Annotated in this window: 15 protein-coding genes; 7 read left to right on the plus strand and 8 right to left on the minus strand. The window is 60.9% G+C overall.

The genetic code is table 11. The features are described from left to right. Positions 1 to 176: 176 nt before the first annotated feature. Positions 177 to 713 (minus strand): metallophosphoesterase family protein, encoded by a 537-nt coding sequence (locus tag VIW95_RS05060; RefSeq protein WP_331584332.1) that lies wholly within the window; start codon positions 711 to 713, stop codon positions 177 to 179. Positions 714 to 915: 202 nt separating this feature from the next. Here VIW95_RS05060 and VIW95_RS05065 point away from each other — a divergent pair, with 202 nt between their 5' ends. Both VIW95_RS05065 and VIW95_RS05070 read left to right on the plus strand, forming a co-directional pair. After that, positions 916 to 1,248, plus strand: a complete 333-nt coding sequence (locus VIW95_RS05065) for a hypothetical protein (protein WP_331584333.1) — start codon at positions 916 to 918, stop codon at positions 1,246 to 1,248. 313 nt (positions 1,249 to 1,561) lie between these two features. Beyond that, positions 1,562 to 2,122: a Panacea domain-containing protein gene (locus tag VIW95_RS05070; RefSeq protein WP_331584334.1), complete on the plus strand. Its 561-nt coding sequence runs from the start codon at positions 1,562 to 1,564 to the stop codon at positions 2,120 to 2,122. Here VIW95_RS05070 and VIW95_RS05075 read toward each other — a convergent pair. Then, positions 2,100 to 2,477 carry a hypothetical protein gene (locus VIW95_RS05075; RefSeq protein WP_331584335.1) on the minus strand — a complete coding sequence of 126 codons (378 nt, stop codon included), beginning with the start codon at positions 2,475 to 2,477 and terminating at the stop codon, positions 2,100 to 2,102. The two genes, VIW95_RS05070 and VIW95_RS05075, sit on opposite strands and share 23 nt — an antisense overlap. Before the next feature lie 93 nt (positions 2,478 to 2,570). Between VIW95_RS05075 and VIW95_RS05080 the strand changes: the two genes are divergently transcribed. Then, the gene (locus tag VIW95_RS05080) at positions 2,571 to 2,990 is read left to right on the plus strand and encodes a hypothetical protein (RefSeq protein WP_331584336.1); all 420 of its coding nucleotides are present in this window, start codon (positions 2,571 to 2,573) and stop codon (positions 2,988 to 2,990) included. Positions 2,991 to 3,343: 353 nt separating this feature from the next. Here VIW95_RS05080 and VIW95_RS05085 read toward each other — a convergent pair whose 3' ends face one another. The 6 genes from VIW95_RS05085 to VIW95_RS05110 all read right to left on the minus strand — a co-directional run bounded on the left by VIW95_RS05085 (position 3,344) and on the right by VIW95_RS05110 (position 10,039). Continuing rightward, complete coding sequence (locus VIW95_RS05085; RefSeq protein WP_331584337.1) at positions 3,344 to 4,282, minus strand: IS1595 family transposase; 939 nt, start codon at positions 4,280 to 4,282, stop codon at positions 3,344 to 3,346. A 309-nt stretch (positions 4,283 to 4,591) separates the two neighbouring features. Then, positions 4,592 to 5,845 carry a CoA transferase gene (locus tag VIW95_RS05090; RefSeq protein ID WP_331584338.1) on the minus strand — a complete coding sequence of 418 codons (1,254 nt, stop codon included), beginning with the start codon at positions 5,843 to 5,845 and terminating at the stop codon, positions 4,592 to 4,594. Then, complete coding sequence (locus tag VIW95_RS05095) at positions 5,842 to 7,044, minus strand: CoA transferase (protein WP_331584339.1); 1,203 nt, start codon at positions 7,042 to 7,044, stop codon at positions 5,842 to 5,844. Before VIW95_RS05095 ends, VIW95_RS05090 begins: the two co-directional genes overlap by 4 nt. Positions 7,045 to 7,153: 109 nt before the next feature. Continuing rightward, on the minus strand, positions 7,154 to 8,797 hold the full coding sequence (locus VIW95_RS05100; RefSeq protein ID WP_331584340.1) for a hypothetical protein: 1,644 nt from the start codon (positions 8,795 to 8,797) through the stop codon (positions 7,154 to 7,156). A gap of 27 nt (positions 8,798 to 8,824) precedes the next feature. Beyond that, a complete protein-coding gene (locus tag VIW95_RS05105) occupies positions 8,825 to 9,502 on the minus strand; it encodes an isoprenylcysteine carboxylmethyltransferase family protein (protein ID WP_331584341.1) in 678 nt (225 codons plus the stop codon). 3 nt (positions 9,503 to 9,505) lie between these two features. Beyond that, positions 9,506 to 10,039, minus strand: coding sequence for a GbsR/MarR family transcriptional regulator (locus VIW95_RS05110; RefSeq protein WP_349259294.1), 534 nt, complete (start codon positions 10,037 to 10,039; stop codon positions 9,506 to 9,508). 411 nt (positions 10,040 to 10,450) lie between these two features. On the opposite strand from VIW95_RS05110, the gene hemE reads away from it, so the two are divergent. The 4 genes from hemE to dinB all read left to right on the plus strand — a co-directional run. After that, positions 10,451 to 12,418, plus strand: a complete 1,968-nt coding sequence (hemE, locus tag VIW95_RS05115; RefSeq protein WP_331584343.1) for a uroporphyrinogen decarboxylase — start codon at positions 10,451 to 10,453, stop codon at positions 12,416 to 12,418. A 4-nt stretch (positions 12,419 to 12,422) separates the two neighbouring features. Next, positions 12,423 to 13,346, plus strand: a complete 924-nt coding sequence (hemH, locus tag VIW95_RS05120) for a ferrochelatase (RefSeq protein WP_331584344.1) — start codon at positions 12,423 to 12,425, stop codon at positions 13,344 to 13,346. A 51-nt stretch (positions 13,347 to 13,397) separates the two neighbouring features. Next, positions 13,398 to 14,804, plus strand: a complete 1,407-nt coding sequence (gene hemG / locus VIW95_RS05125; protein ID WP_331584345.1) for a protoporphyrinogen oxidase — start codon at positions 13,398 to 13,400, stop codon at positions 14,802 to 14,804. A 5-nt stretch (positions 14,805 to 14,809) separates the two neighbouring features. Further along, positions 14,810 to 15,937, plus strand: a 1,128-nt coding sequence (gene dinB, locus VIW95_RS05130) for a DNA polymerase IV (protein WP_331584346.1), incomplete at its 3' end; no start/stop codon positions are given.

Below are 15,937 nucleotides of genomic sequence, written 5' to 3' on the forward strand. Positions count from 1 at the left end.
CCGTAGTCGAAGGTCGAGCCAAGTCCCCCGTAGATGTCGCTGGTCGGGAAAACAATCCCGCGCCGCTTGCACAGGTTAACCAGTTTTTCCATCGTGACCGCGCGTTTGGTCGCGGGCACTGCGTTTTCCGCAGACAAAAATTCCTCCTTAATCGGTCGCTCGTGGCGCCCGGGCGCTCAAGCCAGGCTGATTATTTCGGCGAACACTTCGCCGCCATTTCTGATTTCAAGTATCGCGACCGTTCCTGGCACTCCGATCAGATTGCGCGGCAGCGTGGCGCTGCCCCGATTGACCACCAACGTCGCGCCGAACCGCGTCACGCCCTCGACGTGGCTATGGCCCTGCACGACAACGTCCACCGGTCCGCCGAATTGCCGGTTCATCGCGCGCGCGAACACTTCCGCCGACGTCTCGTCCGGCGTCGGGATCGCATGCACCAGCCCGATTCGCACGCCCGCTATTTCGACCAGATGCGACTCGCGCACCCGTTCGTCGGCCTCGAGTCGATAGCGATGCCCATCGAGTCCTTCATCGCCATTGCCGAGTGCCGCAATCACCGGCGCGATCGCCGACAGCTCGTCGAGCACGCGATTCACGTAAACGTCGCCAGCATGCATGACGAGATCGATCCCCGCGAACACCTCGAAAACCTTGGCCGGAAGATGCTCGCAGGCTTCGGGGATATGTGTGTCAGAGATCAGGCCGATTCGCATTACGATTTGCTCCGGGCGCGCACGCCCGCCGAGCGCGAATCGTGAAGCCTATCACGGCCCCGAATCCCTCGCAATTTTCGAGATTTCGCCGGTGTATGCTCTCAGAGCGCGTTCCGCAGTTCTGCCAGGAACGCGTTCGCCTCGTTCGTATGGCTGTTTTCCCGAAGCTCATGCTAGAACCCGCTTCAGAGGAGAACTCTCGATGCGAATCTCGACGGTCGTCATCTGCGCATTTGTGATTGGAGGCGCTCTCGCCCTTGCGGGATGCGGTCACAAGCTGGTCGCACACAACGGCGAAAGCACCGTTGCCGTCTATCCGGACGAGGACACGTTCGTGAAACTGGTCGATTTGAAAAAGCAGGGCGGCGTCGGCGGAATGATCGGAGGCCTCGGCGAAGGACTCGCCGCGAAGCAAGTCGATAACAACACTCCCGTACGAATCATCCGCAGCGACGAGAAAGGCTCGCAGGTCGAAGTGCTCGACGGCGCGTTCAAAGGGATGCAGGGCTTCGTCCCGCAAGACAACGTCCACTAGACTCCTGGTCTCGTTCCCCTTCCCTGTCTTCCCCTCTCCCTTTCAGGGAGAGGATCAAAGGTGTGGGTCCGTATTCAGCGCGCGTCGCGCGCGCGATTCCAGGTTCTGTTCTCCGCCGGGCTCAGATTGATTCGCGTTTCGTTCTCCTGAACTAAAGGGGGATTAGTAGTTTGTTGACACCTCACCATTTGTTCGCCTATTCTGTCCCTGACGTGACAGGTCGGACAACGGTTGACATACCCATACCCCTGACGGACACCCACCCCCTCATCCCGCTTGTACGTATGTCAAGATGCGCTATGCTAGTGGATACATGCGGTTCATCTTCGACGAAAAAAAAGCGGCGCAAGCCGCGGCATTCTTGCTCAAGCGGCATGGCGACCGCTTGAACTACATGGTGCTGATCAAACTCTTGTACCTCGCAGATCGTCGTGCGCTCGCAGAACGGGGCTTGCCAATAACGGGCGACCGAATGATGTCGATGCCCAAGGGTCCTGTCCTCAGCGGGATTTTAGACTTGATCAATTGGGGCTCGACAGATGAGAACTCGTTTTGGCTCGAATACATTTCGCCAGCAACTGACTACGACGTTTCGCTCGCGAAGGTAGACCCCGAATTTCGATCACTGTCTCGTTACGAGTTGAAAGTCCTTCAAGAAATCGACGATCAGTTTGGTGCGATGGACAAGTGGTCTCTCGTCAAATTCACTCATCGCCTCCAAGAATGGCGAGACCCGCACGGATCATCATTTCCGATTGAACCAGCCGAAATTCTGCGCAGCGAGAACCGTTCTGAAGAAGAGATCGCTCAGATCGGATTCGATGCAGACGTGGCGTTTTACGTTCAATTTCTCACGAGCGCACCTGGTCGCTGATAATATCTTGCACCTCTATTGGCGTCTGATCCGATTTCAGTGCGCCCTCTTGAATCCGCCGTAGTACGTCGGCGGAAGCTGAACTGCGGCGCATCGTGGCAAATTCTTTTGATTCTTCCAACTGCTCTTGCTGAGCTTTTGTCATGACGTGCCCGCGTTCATAGGCGATTACGGATACGTGATTCACCGAAGGAAGCTCGTTCGGTTGAATGATGCAATTCCTATCTGAGTCACTTCTCATCGTGGTGGTATTGAAGATAACCACCGACCCATCCGCATCCGGCTCGGAGCATACCACGTGAAGATGCCCCGCCCAGAATGTATCTCCGAGTTGCACACCACGAATTCTACTCATCTCAGTGCGGCAGTACAATGCACGTCCGCATGATTACTTGCGGATTGTGCGATGAGAGTGTACAGTCGTCGCACAATCTCGGAGGCTAATGCTATGGACCGTAAACAGCTTATCCAACAGACGCTCGGAACGATCTGGGAATCCATCGAGCATCTGAAATCGGAACAAGAAAGGATTGTCGTGGAGATCAGTGAGAAGAGCCAACTTCTCGATCAGTGGCAACGCGAACTCAATGGATTGGAAAAAGGAAAGGGGAAGTCCTCACATGAGCGTTTGCCAAAAGGCGAGCCGCTGCGTCGGATTAATGCGCTGTACGAGAACGATCCGCGCGCTCAACATGACGGCCTCACGATCAAGGAAATCGAGAAGCGAAGTGGAATCGGTTGGACCACTGTGAGAAATGTCGTGCATGGCGAAAAGAATGGATTTGCTGACATTGGGGGAAGTCGCTGGCGGAGAACCTCTGACATCGACAAAGAGAAGAAACGCGGGCCGTTGAAGGCGGTCAGCTAAAAAATTGCGCCGCAGCGTGCTAGCACTGCGGCGCTGAATCCCGATGCGGTTGACCCGCATCATGGACCCTCAAACCATGTTCAATACGTCATAATCAGATCGTAGGCAATAACTACTAAATATTAACGTTTGTTTCTCGAAGGGCTGGACGTTCCACGTTTGGCCCTTCGACTTTCCGCTTGGTCAATTTTTTCTGTCGGCATTGACACCAGGTGCCGCATCATCCGGTCGAATTCTGACATATCCGCGTTTGCGAGTTCTTCGAGGAGTTCCTTTGTCTTTGCGCGGATTGCCGGTGAATCTGACTTTGCCACGCTTCCACTTTACCGAAGCGACAGGCACACGGGAAGCGGCTACACGTTTGATATGAGTTCAGCAAACGGATCGTCCGCGTTCCGCCGATTGTGGCGATAGGTGAACTCGCTCAAGTATAACGGTAAGTAGTCTTTCGAGATTTTATGATAAGAGCCCATGATGCCGCGCCGGAGCAACGACCAGAACGATTCAATCGTCTGCGTATGGACTTTGCCGCGAACGAACTCATCGGCACTGTGCTTGACGAAATCATGTTTGAAGCCCATCCGGTTCAGATGGCGATAGCGGAAACTCTCATCGGTCGCGATCAGATCGACTCTGCCCGAAACCGTCTTTCGGACGAAATCGTCATACGTATGGAAATCCGCATCCTCAACCATCTGGCACACTACATTTCCCTTGCGGGCGATGGCTCCGATCACTTCGGTCTTTCCGGCTACTCCGCGCTGTCCGGCCAGCTTGCGTTGGCTTTTGTGGCGATTGCGCTCCAGTCCACCCAGATAAACCTCGTCGATCTCAACCACGCCCATCAATTGCTCCCATTCGGAATCCTTCATCGCGGCGCGCAGTCTCATGCACTGATACCAAGTCGTGTGATAATTGTTCAGATGCTTCGAGCCGTACATCATGCGATGCAGTTGGAGCGCGCTGACGCCCTTTTTCGAGACGAGCATCAAGAACGCAATCTTGAACCAAGAGCGGAGCGGGCGCTTGGTGTTCTCGAAAATCGTGTGCGTGATAATCGAGAATCTGTAGCCGTTCTTTTTGTCGCAAGTGACAGGCTTGCCAGTGTGTGGATCGTTGCTGGTCGTGCCGCTCTTGCAGACCCAATTGAACGGGCGCGCCGGTAGCTCGAATACCTTTTCGCTCTTGCAGCGAGGGCATCGAACGGCATTGGGCCAGCGCATCTGCTTGAGGTACAACTTGCACTCGTGATCGGTTGGAAAGCGTTTGTCGAACGCGTCTAGAGTTTGCATGACTATTGAACCTTGGCTCCGTGGGTGCGTGCGATGTATCTCAAATCGCTAGGTCGCAGCAGGCGTAAATGCTCATCGCAAATGTAGTAAGCCCATTTGCTCTGCTTCCAAGTGTTGTCTGTGAGGAAACGTACTACGCCAGCCTTCTTACAACCCTTTGCTTGGCAACGAACCTTCATGCAGGAGAATATGACAGCTTTTCAGGATGGTGTCAACAGTCTACTAATCCCCAACTAAAGAACGTTTCACGTGAAACCCTTTCGCCTGAACGTCCAGCATTACAGGGCGCTTTTTGCAATTAGGCGAAGATTATTTCGCCACTCGATGCTGCCGTGGACTCGATCCGATGACGCCGGTCCGCTCGAGCTCTGCGATGTCGTCATCCGACATCCCTAGTATCTCGCCAAAGACTTGCCGGTTGTGCTCGCCGAGCAGCGGCGCGGGAGCATCGGCGCGGAGCGGAGTATCCGGGAGGCGCGCAACGGCGCCGGGATAGAGATGTGTCCCGACGACAGCGCGATCGATCGCAACGAAATACTCACGGCTCTGGATTTGCGGGTCGGCTATCACTGCCGCCGCCGGATTCACCGGCGCTACCAGCACGCCCGCATCGCGAAGACGTGTGCCGCAATCGTCGGCGCTCAGTGGGGCAAGAGCGCGAGAGAGCTCGGCGTCGAGCGCATCCTCGTTGGCCTTGCGAGCTGACTCGCTATTGAAGCGCGGGTCATCCGCAAGACGCTCGACGCTCAGCGCGCTCGCCAGGCGTCGCCACTGGTCGTCGGTCTCGCAAGCGATCGCGATCCAGTTGTCGTCGCCCGCGCATCGGTAAATTCCATGCGGCGCGTGATCGCGATGCCGGTTGCCGCGCGTCGCCGGCACTTTTCCAGTGAATTGATAATCGAGCATCGCGTCGGCGACGAACGGAATCAGCGACTCGACCTGCGCCAGCTCGATCAATTGTCCACGCCCGGTGCGCACGCGCTCGCGTAGCGCCACCATCAGCGCGAACACGCCGTGCAATCCTCCCACCGGATCGCCCAGCGCATTGCTGAGCGTGTAACGCTGCCCGTCGCCGTCGTGATATCCCGTGAGTCCCGTCACTCCGGCCATCGCCTCGACCGTGTTGCCGTAGCCGCGCGCGTTGCATTCGGGACCGTCGCTCCCAAACGACGGCATCGAGATCATGATCAGCCGCGGATTGATCGCGCTCACCGAATCGTAACCGAGTCCGAGCCGAACCATCACGCCCGGGCTGAAGTTCTCTACCAGGATGTCCGAGACCTCGATGAGGCGTTTCAGGATTTCAATTCCGCGCGCGCTGGCGAGGTCGAGCGTGACGCCGCGCTTGCCGCGATTGGCGGTGTTGAAGACCGCGGCGCGCTCGATCGGCTGCATCTCCGGCGGCGCCATCGAGAGCGAGCCGCGCCACCAATCGAAGTGATGGGTATCCTCGACCTTGACCACGTCGGCGCCCATCTCGGCGAACATCTGACCGACCAGCGGACCCGCCCATCCCATCGAGATGTCGAGCACCCGAAGGTTGCCGTCGAAGATCGTGTTCATATCGTGCCCGCTTTTTTCAGTGAATCGATCTCGGCGTCGGTTAATCTCAATCTATCGCCAAAGATTTCGCGATTGTGCTCGCCGAGTTGCGGCGCCGGCCGCGAAGGTTCCCCGCGATGAGACGTCAAACGCAGCGGCGTCCCCGGCACGCGAATCATCCCGAGCACCGGATCGTCGATGGTCTCGAAATAATTGCGCGCCCGCGTCTGCTCCCAATCGAGCACTTCGGCCACGCTCGGAATCGGCACCAGCGGAATCGCGCGCCGCTGCCCCTCGCGATAAAGCCATTTGCGCTCGCGCCCGATGAAAAACGCTTCGACGATTTCCAGCAGTGCGTCGTTGTTGAGCATCCGGTTGAGCGCGGAATTGAATCGCGAGTCGGAAGCGAGCTCGCGACGCCCCATCAGATCGCACAACCCCTCGAACTGCTTGTCGGTCACGCAATGCAGGCCAGCGTATCCGTCCTTGCACTTCAGCGTGACGATCAAAAACGGGCCGACCGCAAAGCGCTTGCCCGCGCGGCTGCGCACGATTCCGGTGTACTGAAAAGTGACGGTCTCGTAGATCATCGTGGCGACCGTCGCCTCGAGAATCGACACGTCGATATGCTGGCCGTGGCCGAGGCCCAAATCGCGCGCCGCCAGCGCCTGCATCGCGGCAATCGCGCCGTACAGCGCGCTGACGTATTGCGCGAGGGAGCCCGGCGGCGTCAGCGGCTCGCGATCGCGCTCGCCCACCGGAAAGGTCCACCCGCCGCGCGCAAACAGCACCAGGTCGTTCAGTTTGGCGTCGCGCTCCGGTCCCTCCTGCCCAAAATTCGAAATCGAAACGACCGACAGGCGCGGGAACTTTGCAATCAGCTCATCCGGCGCAAGCCCAAGTGCGGCGAGAGTGCCGGGCGCGAAGTTCTCGACCAGGAGATCGGCGCCATCGAGCAGCCCCGCAAACAATTCGCGGCCGCGTTGGTGCTTCAGATTCAGCGTGACGCCGCGTTTGTTGAGATTGAGAAACGCGAACAGGCCGCCGCGATCCTCGATGCCCGCGCGGCGCGGCCCCAGCCTGCGCCCGCCTTCTCCCCACACTGGCTCGACCTTGACCACGTCGGCGCCCATGTCCGCCAGCAGCCTCGTCGCGTAGGGACCCGCGATGAAGTGAGTGAGATCGACGACGCGAACGTCGCTAAGTGCACGGTATCGCATTGGCGCAGTGGCCAGGATTCGAGCGCATCGAGCGGCGCGCTGTCAAATGAATTGTCGCGCTGTACTCTTAAGGGCCGCATTGGAACGAAGAGCTGGTCGGCAAAGCGATTCAAGGACGGCTGTCGGCGTGAGCCCACGCCTTCTTGAATCGAGCGTCGACGCTGGCCGCCTCGTCCGACGCGTTGCGCGCGCGAAGGCACATCGCGAGTCCGTTGAGCGACCAACCATTTTCCGGATTTTGCTTCAGGTCGTCGCGAAAAACCTGCTCCGCATCCGCCGTCTTGCCTCCCGCGACCAGTTCCATCCCAAGCGTTTCGCGCACCGGATAGTACCAGGCCGGCGGCTCCTCATAGTTGAGCGCGTCCTGAATCGCGACAGCCTGCTGCAGATGCTTGACCGCATCGTCATGTTTGCCTTGTGCGGAATCGATCTCGGCGGCGAGCGTCGCCGAGGCCATCTCGAGCAATCGACTAGCCGAATTGAAGCCCACGAGGCGCTCAGGAGGAGTGGCCGCGACGATCGCATCGAGTTTCTTTTTCTCACTCAGCGCGTCGTCGGGACGATTCTTTGCTGCGAACGCGAGGCCGCGCGCGTAGTGCCAGACTCCCGTCGTGAACGTCAGATCGGCCGGCGGCGCATGCTCTTTGAGCACCGCGTCCCACTTGCCGAAGCGCGCCTCGGTGAAATATCGCGTCGGCACCATGACCTCCATCGGCGGCACCTGGCGGACCCCGTCGAGCGGCACCGCCGCGTCGAGCTCGCGCGCAGCCTTGAACGCGTCGCGGCTGTTGCCCTCCATCATGTACGACGCCCACAGGAATTGAATATTGTGCGAGACGTACATCGTCGGATACATGCCCTTGGGATTGCGCTCGCGCAGGTAAATCCTGTCGGCCTTGATCGCCGCTTCGTTGGCGATGGCAGATGCGTCGTAATCTCCGGTGCGAAAATAAATGTGCGACGGCATATGCACGATATGCCCGGCCGCTGGCGCGAGCTTTGGGAGCCGCTGAGCGCTCGCCAGCGCGCGCCCCGGGTCAGGCGACGCTTCGACCGCGTGGATATAGTAGTGATTGGCCCCGAGATGGTCCGGGTACTTCGCGATAACCCCCTCCAGCGCCGCGACCAGCTCAGGCGTCCCGTCAACCGGCTTGCCGTCGAGCGTCCAGAGTCCCCACGGATGCAGGTCCATCATCGACTCGGCGAACAGCGCGCCGGCGTCGGGATCGTCGGGATTGTCATGCGCGACTTTGCGCATCGCATTCGCATACGCGACCTGAAGCGCGTCCGTCATCTTGCCATCGGACGCGTAGCGCTGAGCGAGCGCGTCGATATATTCGCGCTCGGCCGCGCTGGCATTTCCTTCCAGTGACTTCGCCTTCGAGATCGCCGCATAGGCCGTCTTGCCGCGCTCGATATCTTCGGGCTGATTGATATTCGGCCCGAGCGAAAGCGCGATCCCCCAATAGGCCATCGCCAAATCGGGATCGAGATGCGCCGCTTGCTCGAACGAGCCGGCCGCCTCGTCGTGATTAAACGCGTAAACAAAGGTCAGCCCCTGGTCGAAGAACCGTTGCGCGAGCGTAGAGTTCGTTTTGGTGGTGACGGGATGATGCAGCCCGCCAAGCCCATCAAAAACAGGCTCCCGCACCGAATCGATCGATGCCTGCAAGTCGTTCGTGTCGGCACACGCGGGTTGGGCAAGTCCAACGCAGAGCAGCACTGTCGCGGCTGTAAGAATGAGTCGATTCATCGCGCTCTAATCGTAGAGACGCGACCCTCACCAAATCAACGGCACCAACTTATGCCTCACCTTGCTTTGATACTCTGAATAGCCCGCTAGATTCTTTGCCAGGAACTTTTCTTCGTCGAGCAGTCTCGCGACTAACACGAGCAACATCGGAATGATCGTGAGCAGTCCCCACAACGAGCCTAGCGCCAGCGGTACTCCCATCAGCATCACGAGCGCGCCGACGTACATCGGATGGCGTACCAGCGCGTACGGTCCCGTCATGATCACCTTCTGTTCGGCGCCGACTTCGATCGTTCCAGAGGCGAAGGTGTTTTCCTTGAACACCAGAAATACAAGGTAGAATCCAAGTGCGATTAGGACGTCACCCAGCGCGGTCAGATATGCCGGCACCGTGGACCACCCAAAACGATGGTCAAGCACAGAGACTACAAAAATCGAGATGAATACTATCGCGGCGAAGGCCTGGATGATGTTCTGGCTCCGCTCCTGCTCGGCGCCCACCCCCGCATGTACCCGTCGCTCGAGGAGCTTCGGATCATTTTTCATCAGGTAGAGTGTGACCGCGAGCGTGCACGCGAAAAAAATCGCGACCAGAACCCACGCCTGCCAGTAGTCGAGCGTCCACGCGGGCAGGAAAATCGTCAATCCGAGCACGATTGCAAGCTGGAGCATTCCAGTGAAAGCCTTGATGTTCAGTTGGTTCATCGCTCACGCCGCCCTGATTCTTTTTGCACGCGCCGATAGATTCGCGCGCTTCGAATTGGCAACCCCGAGCTCAGCTTTGCGCGCGCGCCACCGCTCCAGCATCGCCGGCAGTTCGGTCTGGATAAACTCGAAAAACGCGAGCGTCTCCGCAATCCGCGCACCGGCCGCCGTCTCGCGTCCCACCACCTCGATTCCTTCGCGCAGACTGCGCTCGCATCGATCGAGCACCTGATCCTTGCTCGCTATAGCCTCGTACCAGGTCTCGCTGTGCACGCGGTAATGCTCGCGGCGCGACCCAGGCTCCGCTTCGCGGCTGGCAAGATTGACGTGGACGAGATAACTGACCGCGCCGGAAATCGCCGCCGGACTGACGTGCAGCAGCGCCGCCAATTCAGCCGCGGTAAGCCGCCCCGAATCGGTGGCGAGCAGCGCGGCAAACACCCGCGCCGGCATCCGCGGAAACCCCGACTCGGTGAGAACGGAGGCGAACCGCTCCACAAACCCCGATCGTGATGTGTCGCGTTTCAGAATTTTCACAATATTATGAAGATACTGTGGATTACGAATTCTGTCAAACGAAACAGGAGCCGGGATTCTTCGCTTCGCTCTGAATGACACAAACACCGGAATGGAAGCTCGAGCGTCGCACAGCCCGGTCAATCCGTGGTTGGGGGATGCGTCGGCTGGCGTCGAGAAAGATCCGGGGTCCCTCGGCTTCGCTCGGGATGACACAAGGAGAAGGATGACACAGGAAAAAGAACCTGAGAGCAAAAGGGCGTCTTCGCCATTTTGCGATTAGTACTTTTCACTTTTCACTGGGTGCAGGGGTCACCCCTGCCGAAGGAAGCGTGAAACCCACCGCTGGTTTCACATCTAATGAAGGGATCTACCCTTCCCTACGTAACCCGCGCGCGGCAAGATTGACGATGCGCCCGCAGGCGCCTCGCAATGAACCCAGAGACTGCATCGAACTCTTCGGACATCACCCCCGGCTTCGGCGGACTGCGCGTCGTCGCCTTCGAGAGCCGGATGGCGGCCGAGGTCGCCACGATGATCGAGCGGCGCGTCGGCGTCGCGATTGTTGCGCCAGCGATGCGCGAGGTGCCGCTCGAGGACAATCACGCGGCGCTCGATTTCGCCGAGCGCCTGCTCGGCAGCGAGTTCGACGCGGTCGTCTTCATGACCGGCGTCGGCACGCGCGCGCTGTTCGCGGCGATGGAGACGCGGCATCAGCGAGCGGCGCTGGTGGCGGCGCTGGCGGCGATTGTAACAGTGGCGCGCGGGCCGAAACCGATTCGCGCGATGCGCGATCTCGGGATCGAGCCGTCGATCGTAGTGCCGGAGCCCAATACCTGGCGCGAAGTGCTGAGCGCCCTGGCGGCGCGGGCCGAACTCAAGGGCAAGCGCGTCGCGATCCAGGAATACGGCGTGTCCAATCACGAGATGACCGCGGGACTCGAGGCGCGCGGCGCGCGCGTCACGATCGTTCCGGTCTATCGATGGACCCTGCCGGCTGATCGCGCGCCGCTGCGCGCGGCCTTGAACTCGATCGCAGCGGGCGCGGCCGATGTCGCGATTTTCACCAGCTCGAACCAGGTCACCAACGTGATCCAGCTCGCTGAAGCCGAAGGAATCGGCGACAGTGTCAAACGCGGCTTCGCGCGGATGGCCATTGGCTCGATCGGACCGGTCTGCTCGGAGCAGATTCGCGCGTACGGTCTGAGCGTCGATTTCGAGCCCGAGCATTCGAAGCTCGGCCACCTGGTCAAAGAGGCGGCGGCGCAAGCTGCTTCGATTCTGATCGCCAAACGCGCAAACGCTGTTCGTATAGAAGCGGTACGGTCGCCAAATCCACCGCGCGCCGCGATTTCGAACGCGCCGCGATCGACGCTCGCCGATCATCCAATGATGAAGGCATGCCGCCGCGAGGCGACGCCGTACACTCCGGTCTGGCTGATGCGCCAGGCGGGACGCTACATGCCGGAATATCGGCGCGTTCGCGAGCAGCATGAATTTCTCGAGATGTGCAAGCGGCCCGAGTTGTCCGCCGAGGTGACGATCACGGCCGTCGAGCGGCTCAAGGTGGACGCGGCGATAATCTTCGCCGACATCCTGCTGCCATTGATCCCGATGGAGGTCGGATTGCATTTCGAAAAAGGGGACGGCCCGGTGATCGATCGTCCGATTCGCAGCGAGGCCGACCTCGAGCGGATTCCCGACGTCGACGTGGCCGCACTCGGCTTCGTCGGCGAGGCGATCAAACTGGTGCATCGCGCGATCGGCGCGAAGACTCCGCTGATCGGATTTGCCGGAGCGCCGTTCACGCTCGCGTCGTATCTGATCGAAGGCGGCTCGTCGCGGCAATACCAGACGACCAAAACTTTCATGTACACGCAGCCCGAGACGTGGCATCGGCTGATGGAGCTGCTCGCGCGCATCACCGCCGATTATCTGAAGATGCAGATCGCCGCGGGCGCCGACATCGTCCAGATTTTTGACAGTTGGGTCGGCAGCCTCGGCCCCGACGACTACCGCCGCTTCGTGCTGCCGCATACGGCGTCAGTGATCGCGGCAATTCCCGCCGATGTGCCGGTAATCCATTTCGGAACGGTGACCGGCAATCTGCTCGAGCTGATGCGCGAGGCGGGCGGCGACGTCATTGGCCTGGATTGGCGCGTCGATCTCGCCGACGCGTGGGCGCGCCTCAACTACAGCGTCGCGGTGCAGGGCAATCTCGATCCGATCGCGCTGTTCGCTGACGTTGCCGAAATCCGCACGCGCGCCCGCGCGATTCTCGATCAGGCGGGCGGGCGGCCCGGGCACATCTTCAATCTCGGCCACGGGATACTTCCCGAGACCCCGGTCGATCACGCGATCGCGCTCATCGACGCGGTGCACGAGATGAGCGCGCGTTGACGCGATGCCGGCGAAGGCAAAGTGCGACGCGGTGCTGATGATCGGATTCGGCGGACCGACGCGCGCTGATGAGGTGCGGCCGTTTCTCGACAACGTTCTGCGCGGACGGCCGATTCCGCGCGAGCGCTACGAAGAAGTCGCGCATCATTACGATCTGCTCGGCGGACGCTCGCCCTACAACGATCTCACGATGCGGCAAGCGGCTGCACTGCGCGCGGAGCTCGATAAAACAAATGTACGAGTACCGATCGCGGTCGGGATGCGCAACTGGAAACCGTACATCGTCGACGCGATGCGCACACTCGCCGACGCTGGTGCGCGTCGCGTGCTCGGATTCATCATGGCGGCGCATCGCAGTGAAGCGAGCTTCGAGCGCTACCAGGCAACTGTCGATGATGCGCGCGCTCAACTCGGCGCGCGGGCGCCCGAGGTTGTGTATCCGCAGCCGTGGCACGACCATCCGCTGTTCGTCACCGCGGTGGCGTCGCGCGCGCGGGAGGCATTTGCGCGGCTGGAGTTCCCGGAGCGGTCGCGCGCGCGGCTGATATTCACTGCGCACAGCATTCCGCTCGCGATGGCACAGGCCGGACCCTACGTCGAGCAGCTCACTCAGTCGGCGCGGATTGTCGCGGCTGATCTTGGCATCGACACTTGGCAATTCGCGTATCAGAGCCGCAGCGGCAATCCGCGCGATGCGTGGCTCGAACCCGACATCAAGGAAACGATTCGGAGCCTCGACGTCAAGACCGCGGTAGTCGTCCCAATCGGCTTTTTGTGCGATCACGTCGAGGTGCTGTACGATCTCGATATCGAGGCGGCGCAAGTCGCGCGCGCCGCGGGCATCAGGATGGAACGCGCGCCGACGGTCGGCGACCATCCGCTGTTCATCGAGATGATGGCGTCGATTGTCGCGGCTCACGCGCGCTGATCGACCAGGCTGGAGAACCCCACGAGCACCGACCCACAAATCAAGCGGGTTGTGATTATAGGCGGCGGAATCAGCGGGCTCGCGGCAGCGTATCGACTACGCGAGCTGGCTGCCGCGCGTGAGTTCCCGCTCGAAGTGAAATTGCTCGAGCGCAGCGCGCGATGCGGCGGCGCGCTGGAGACGATTCGGCGCGATGGATTTGTAATCGAGACCGGCGCGGATTCGTTTATTTCAGAAAAACGTGCGTGCGCCGAGTTGGCGGCGCGACTCGGACTCGGCGCGGAGCTGATTCCGACTCGCGAGATCTACCGCAAGACATTTGTCGTGCGCGCGGGTCGGCTGGTCGAGATACCAGCGGGATTTTCGCTGCTCGCGCCGGCGCATCTCGGTCCGGTTCTTCGAAGCCAGCTTTTTTCGCCGCTCGGAAAAATCCGGATTGCGATGGAGCCGTATATTGCAGCGCGCACCAGCGACGACGATGAGAGCCTGGACTCATTCGTCACGCGACGGCTGGGGCGCGAGGTGCTCGACCGCGTCGCGCAGGCGCTCGCGGGCGGTATTTACACCGCGGATCCGAAACGGCTCAGCATGGCGGCGACGATGCCGCGCTTCGTCGAGATGGAGCGGCGCCACGGCAGCGTCGTGAAGGGAATGCGCGCGGCGGAGAATGCGCGCGCGGCGCAGAGTTCGGACGTGAGCGGCGCGCGCTGGAGCCTGTTCCAGAGTTTCAAAAATGGTATGGCGACGCTGCCGGAGGCGCTCGCGGCGCGGCTCGGCGAGTCGATTCGCAAGGGCGCAGATGTCGTCGGAATGTCGCGAAACGGCAACGGGTGGCGGCTCGCGCTCGCGAGCGCCGACTCGATCGACGCCGATGCGGTAATCTGCGCAGCGCCGGCATACGCGGCGGCGAGAATCGTGGCGGCGATCGCGCCGGATACTGCGAAGATACTTGGCGCGATCAGTTACGCGTCGGCGGCGACCGTCAACCTGACATTTCGGGCGAGCGACTTCGATGGTCCGCCGCGCGCGTTCGGCTTCGTGGTACCGGCAAGCGAGCATCGGCGAATAATTGCGGGCAGTTTTTCCAGCTTCAAGTTCGAAGGACGCGCACCTGCCGGCGCAATCCTCGCGCGTGCGTTCGTCGGCGGCGAGATGAGCCGCGCGATGATGAGTCTCAGCGACGACGAGATGGTCGCCGCGGTGCGCGACGAGTTCCGCGCGCTGCTGGGAGTAAGCGCGGCGCCGGGGATCGCGGAAGTCAGGCGATGGCCCGACTCGATGCCGCAGTACGAAGTCGGGCATCTCGCACGCGTCGCGGAGATCGAGCGCGTCGTCGCGGAGATCCCATCGTTCGCAATCGCCGGCGCCGCATATCGCGGCGTCGGGATTCCCGATTGCGTGCGCAGCGGCGAAGATGCGGCCGACGCAGTCTTCGCGAAACTCGCGACGACGAAATGAGCATCATGAGCAGCGCAGCGCATTGGCCGCGGGTGATCGCGCACGCGGACATGGACGCGTTTTACGCATCAGTCGAAATCCTCGACAATCCCGACCTGCGCGGCCTGCCGGTGATCGTCGGCGGATCCAGCGCGCGCGGCGTCGTCACGTCGGCGTCGTACGAGGCGCGCAAATTCGGCGTGCGCTCCGCGATGCCGACCGGACAGGCGCGCAAACTTTGTCCGCAGGCGATTTTCGTACCGGGCCGAATGGATCGCTACGTGGAAATCTCGCGAGTCGTGATGCGCGTGTTCGAGAGTTTCAGTCCGGTGGTCGAGCCGCTCTCGCTCGACGAGGCGTTTATCGACCTGACCGGCACCGAGCGACTGCTCGGGCCGCCGTTGGACGCCGCGCGCGATCTCAAGCGCCGCGTGCTCGAGGAAACCGGGCTGATCGTGTCGGTGGGCTTGGCGCCGACCAAGATGGCGGCGAAGATTTTGAGCGACCTGTCGAAGCCCGACGGACTGCTCTCGGTGGCGCCGGAAAAATTGCTCGAACTTCTGACTCCGCTGCCGGTCGAAAGGTTGTGGGGTGTCGGACGCGTGACGCTCGCGCGCATGCATGAATGCGGAATCACAACGGTCGGCGATCTCGCGCGGCGCGATCCGGCCGAGTTGAAAAGCATGTTCGGCTCGATGGGACCGCATCTGCATGAACTGGCGTCGGGCAACGACACGCGGCCGGTGATCGCCGACTGGCAGCGCAAATCGTACGGCGAGGAAAATACTTTCGCGCACGACCTCGCACTCGACTCGATCGAATTGCGACGCGTGCTGATCGCGCATGGCGACGCGATCGCGCGACGACTGCGAGCGGACGGTGTTCGCGCACGCACAGTCACGCTCAAGCTGAAACTTGCGCGTCCGCTCGGTGGCGGCCGCTATCCGCTGATCACGCGCAGTTTCTCGCTGGACGGCACGACCAACGACGGACCTGAAATCTCGCGCATCGCAACGCAGTTGCTGTCGAAGGTGGGCGGCAAGGAAAAGATTCGCCTGGCCGGCGTGCAGGTGCATCAATTGGAGCGCGCGGACACCGCCCAGCTCGGGCTGTTCGAATCAACGCCAGTCAACGATCGCAAGCGCGACCGGTTG

Source organism: Binatus sp. (SeqCode) (assembly GCF_036522015.1).
Taxonomy (GTDB): Bacteria; Desulfobacterota; Binatia; order Binatales; family Binataceae; genus Binatus.